Genomic DNA, 5,095 nt, shown 5'->3' with positions numbered 1-5,095 from the left:
TGCGTCGACAGGGGCACGCCTGAGACGACTCGATGAGTCGGCCGAGATCGTCATTCTCGAGCGTGACMACTACGTCTCATTCGCCAACTGCGGACTGCCGTACCACATCGGCGGGGCGATCCCCGAGCGCGGCAGCCTCCTGCTCCAGACCCCCGAAAGCCTGGCCAAGAGCCTGGCGCTCGACGTCCGGACCGGACAAGACGTGGTCCGCATCGATCTGGACGCCAAGGAGGTCGAGGTTCAGGACGACGAACATGGGCGGACGTACCGGGAATCCTACGACAAGCTCGTACTATGCACCGGTGCGGAACCGGTCCGGCCTCCCATCCCGGGCGCGGACGACCCCCGGGTCGACGTTTTGCGCAACATCCCGGACATGGACCAGATCATTGCTCATCTGGACAGTGGGGCATCCAGCGCCGTGGTCGTAGGCGGCAGCTACATCGGGCTGGAACTCACCGAGGCGTTCCGGGCTCGCGGGTTGCAGACGACAGTCGTTGAGCGAACTGAACGGCTGATGCCGTGGCTTGACCCCGAGATGACCCGGATCCTGGACTACCACGTCAGCACCCAGGACGTGGACCTTCGGCTCGGCACCTCCGCGTTGGCGGTGCGCCGCACGGAGAACGACCGGTTGGTGCTCGACCTCTCCGACGGCACGTCCCTGGAGGCCGACGTCGTGGTCATGGCATCCGGTGCCCGCCCGAACGTGGCGCTGGCCCGGGACGCCGGCCTGAAAATCGGCCCCCGCGGYGGCATCGTCGTCGACGCGCAGATGCGCACCTCCGCGCCCGACGTCCTCGCCGCCGGTGACGCCGTGGAGACCGCCCACTTCCTCACGGGCCAGCCGGTGCTCTCGATGCTGGCAGGCCCGGCGAACCGGCAAGGCCGGATCGCGGCGGAGACGATCGCCGGCCGGAGCAGTTCATACCGCGGCACGCAGGGGACGGCTATCGTCAAGGTGTTCGAGATGACCGCCGGGGGCACCGGCATGACCGAGACCGAGCTGCGCGCCGCGGGAATGGAGTACCGCAAGGTCTACACCCACCAGAACGGCCATGCGGCGTACTACCCCGGMACCGCGCCACTGTTCCTGAAGGTGCTGTTCGCACCGGCCGACGGGAAGCTTTTGGGCGGGCAGGTGCTCGGCTGGGACGGCGTCGACAAGCGCATCGACGTCCTTGCAGTCGCGTTGCGCGCCGGGATGACGATTTACGATCTGGAGCATCTGGAACTTGCCTACGCCCCGCCGTACGGTGCGGCGAAAGACCCCGTGAACATGGCGGGCTTCATCGGCGCCAACCTGCTGCGCGGCGACGTGGACCTCTGCTACCCCGAGGAGTTCCCGGAATGCGCCGACCGGGTGACCATTCTCGATACCCGTACCCAGGCGGAGTACGACGCCTGGCACATCCCCGGAGCGATCCTCGTCCCCTACACGGAGCTGCGCCAGCGTCTTGACGAGGTGCCTCGCGACAAGCCCGTCTACACGTATTGCCGCTCGGGGTTCCGCAGCTACATCGCCTACTGCGTCCTGAAGCAGAGCGGGTTCCGGGACGTGGCCATGCTTTCCGGCGGGATGATGACCTACCACGGCTATCACCGGACGCCCCTGACCGTGGGCCACGGCGGCATGCCGATGGTGGCCCACGCTGAGGACGATCTGTCCCGGCTGCCCGGGGCCCTCGAAAACATTTAAACCGCCGAACCGGGTGAAGGGCAGGTACGCGTCATGGGTGACACGCCGGTCGACGTCGCGTTGAGCATACGGGCCMAGCACGCGGAGGGCCCGCTGTGGGACGCCGCCACGGCTGCCCTGTGGTGGGTCGACATCACCGGGCAGCGAGTGCACCGGTTCGACCCTGAGTCCAGCAACGACAGTTCCTGGAGCACCGCCGGACAACCCGGCGGTGTGGTCCTCGACGCTCACGGGGAGCCGGTTGTGGCAGCTCCTGAGGGGTTGGTCGTCCTCGACCGGTCGACCGGTGTGCTGGATCTGAGGGTGCCGATCGAGCAGGACAGGCCGGAGAACCGCGCAAACGACATCAAGGTCGACAGCCGTGGAAGGGCGTGGGTCGGCACGATGGCGTTCGACAAGCGTCCGGGCAGTGCCGCGCTGTATCGGGTCGAGGCAGGCAAGGCCAATTGCGTCGTAGACGGCCTGACCATTTCCAACGGGCCCGYCTTCGATGAGGTGCGGGGGCGGCTCTACCTCGCCGATACCGCCCTGTGCGTCGTTGACGTGTTCGACCTGGAGCCGGACACCGGCGTGCTATCCGGTCGTCGCCGCTTCCTGGACTTCAGTGACGAACAGGTCTGGCCGGACGGCATGACCGTTGACGACGACGGAATGCTCTGGGTCGCGCTGGGGCGGGCCGGCGCAGTCCGACGGTTCCGTCCTGACGGTGCGCTCGACGGAACCGTCGAGATACCCACCAGCAACCCGACCTCCGTCACCTTCGGCGGACCCCACGGAGAKGACCTCTACATCACCACCTCATGGACCGACCTGGACGAACACAGCCGCGCCACCCAGCCCTTGGCTGGCGCCATCTTCCGGTGCCGCCCCGGCGTGGCCGGCCGGCCCTCCGAGCGGCTCGCGGACCTCCCAGCACCGGCGCACCACCCCGGCGCACMCATCGAGAAAGAGACGACCCCATGATCGAGAGAATGGTTCTCCTGGGAGCTTCAGGCGACCTCACCAGCCGGTTGCTGCTGCCCGCCATCGCCCAAATCGCGGAGGCCGGTCTCCTGCCGCCGGGGTTTACGATCGTCGGCGCKTCCAACGCGGAGTGGACAACCGAAGACTTTCGCGAGCACATTGCGGCTGGGCTGGAGCAGCACTCCACGGCCCCGGCGTCCACGMGTGAAGCTGTCATCCAAATGCTCACTTTCCAGGCCGCCGACGTCACGCGGGCCGAGGACGTCCGCCGCCTGCTCGGCGATGACCGGCCCGACACCCTGGTGTACCTCGCGTTGCCCCCGTCCCTGTCCGAGCCCGTCCTAATGGCCCYGGCGGGAAGCAAGCTGCGGAGTTCGGACGCGGTGGCCATCGAGAAGCCCTTTGGCAACGACCTGGCGTCGGCCCGGCACCTGAACGAGATCCTGCACCTCAGGTTGCCCGAGCCGACGATCTTCCKGATCGATCACTTCCTGTCCAGCGAGCTCGTCCGCCGTGTGGTCGCCCTCAGGTTCCTCAACCGGGTCTTCGAGCCGATMTGGAACGCGACGCACATCGAGAGCGTGGACATCAGCTGGCTGGAGAGCCTGACGCTCGAGGGCCGTGCCACGTATTACGACGGCGCAGGGGCCATGAAAGACATGGTGCAGAACCACCTCATGGAGGCAATGGCGCTGGTCCTCATGGAACAGCCCGCCCGGATCGACGCCCGTTCCTTCCGGGATGTCCGCGTGGAAGCGCTCCGCACTGTGGCCACGCCGACGGCGCAACGGATGCGCAGCGACACGATCCGCGCGCGCTACACCGAAGGGAGCATCGGCACCAGACAGGTGCCCTCCTACGTCAACGAACCCGGCGTCGACCCCGGCCGCAACACCGAGACATATGCCTCCCTGACCCTACAGGTGAATTACCCGCGGTGGGCGGGCGTACCCTTCACCCTGCGTTCAGGCAAGGCCCTCGCCGAGGACGCAGCCGAAATCGCCATCCACTTTCGTCCCCTGCCCGGGTACCTCACAGACCAGTGGCCCGGCGTCGAGCCCAATGTGCTCAGGATCGGACTTAAGGAGCCATACGTGCGGCTCTCCACAACCCTGAACGGCCCCGAAACGACGGCGGAGGTCCGGGAGCTCCACGCCACCACGACCCMGCCGCAGTTCACCGCCTACGCCCACCTGATCCTCCAGATGCTCCACAGCGACCCGATGCTGTTCATCCGCGGCGACGAAGCCGAGGAGTCCTGGCGCATCATCGACCCCGTCATGAAAGCGTGGGCCGCCGGCCTGGTCCCGATGCAGGAGTACGCCGCCGGCCAGGCACCGCCGCCACCGACCTGATCTCCCCTGGCCGCCGACGGCGGCACCACTGGCGGCCCGAGGTTACGACGCCGGTGCCTGCCAAGACACCGGCAAAAAGACCACCGGACGGCCGTCCTCCGGCGCGGCCGCCTGCGGAGTGCAGTGCTGTGGGTCGCGGGGACTCCGGCCTCCCTMACCCGTCCTACGTCTGCGACGATCCGTCGACGTCCTTAGTCATAGGGATATTCTCAGCGTCGTGCATTCCATGGAACTTCTCTGCCGAGACGAAAATGACTGGTGACTTTGACAGGTCCGGGGCCAAGAACGCACGATCAGACCGGTGCGCATKACCCTGGACGGGTCATGCGCACCTGAGGGTGCCGGGAGCCGGCTCTGTGGTGTCCGTCGTGGGTGTCAGTCGCGGCGGTCGCGGCGGTCTTCCCGGCGGTCGCCGCGGTCGTCCCGGCGGTCCTCACGTCGGTCACCGCGACGGTTAATCCCGTGGGCGACSACAAYGGCCCCGCCGACGGCGGYGGCGGTCCTGCGCCTGCGTCGTGCTGCCAGTGGCATGTCAGGCTCCTTCTTTCGTTTCTTCGGAGGMSTCGGCGTCGGCCTGGAAGGCGGCGATGACGGCCTGGGTCGGGATCCKRCCGCTGGCCACCAGTTGGCCGCCGGCCTTGCGGACTGCCGTGCCGAACGGGGCCGCCCACTGGTTCTCCCAGACGAGCACSGCGGCGGARTGGCCGGGCGCGATCGTCTCGGCCAGGTCCATGACGTCCTGCTCGGAGAGCACCATGGCSAGGTCGGCCTCGGCCGTGCGCACCTCGCCGAGCTCGCTCGGGTCGAGGTCGGAGATCTCCGCCGTCTCGAGCGTGCCGTCCTCGGTCTTCCTCAGGAACACCATGTCGAGCACCCTGATSAGGTCRCGCTGGACCAGGTCCTCCAGGAACGGGGCGATCTGGCCGTTGCCGAAGTTGGGACCSGGRAACTCCACGACGAGCCAGTCCACCGGCCCCAGTTCATCGAATGTGTCAGCCATGCGTATGACCTCCGTTTCTCCTTGGGTTCAAGGCGATCGGACGGACCGCCGCAATTCCATCCTGTGCCCCCGGGGAGG

Annotated in this window: 4 protein-coding genes; 3 read left to right on the top strand and 1 reads right to left on the bottom strand. The window is 67.5% G+C overall.

Annotated elements, in window-relative coordinates:
• The 3 genes from AC1DBQ_RS21620 to AC1DBQ_RS21610 form a co-directional block, all read left to right on the top strand.
• A partial coding sequence (locus AC1DBQ_RS21620; protein WP_476930471.1) for an FAD-dependent oxidoreductase occupies positions 1-1,699 on the top strand: 1,699 nt, incomplete at its 5' end.
• Positions 1,700-1,732: 33 nt separating this feature from the next.
• The gene (locus AC1DBQ_RS21615) at positions 1,733-2,662 is read left to right on the top strand and encodes an SMP-30/gluconolactonase/LRE family protein (RefSeq protein ID WP_476930470.1); all 930 of its coding nucleotides are present in this window, start codon (positions 1,733-1,735) and stop codon (positions 2,660-2,662) included.
• Positions 2,659-4,017, top strand: a complete 1,359-nt coding sequence (locus AC1DBQ_RS21610) for a glucose-6-phosphate dehydrogenase (RefSeq protein ID WP_476930469.1) — start codon at positions 2,659-2,661, stop codon at positions 4,015-4,017. Before AC1DBQ_RS21615 ends, AC1DBQ_RS21610 begins: the two co-directional genes overlap by 4 nt.
• A gap of 532 nt (positions 4,018-4,549) precedes the next feature.
• On the opposite strand, the gene AC1DBQ_RS21605 is transcribed toward AC1DBQ_RS21610, so the two are convergent.
• Positions 4,550-5,017, bottom strand: a complete 468-nt coding sequence (locus AC1DBQ_RS21605; RefSeq protein ID WP_476930468.1) for a DUF6325 family protein — start codon at positions 5,015-5,017, stop codon at positions 4,550-4,552.
• Between the last annotated feature and the right edge of the window lie 78 nt (positions 5,018-5,095).

The organism is Arthrobacter sp. 10T413_2 (genome assembly GCF_056394205.1).
Note: the sequence above shows the minus strand (reverse complement) of the source record. Positions and strands in the feature narration are given on the sequence as shown.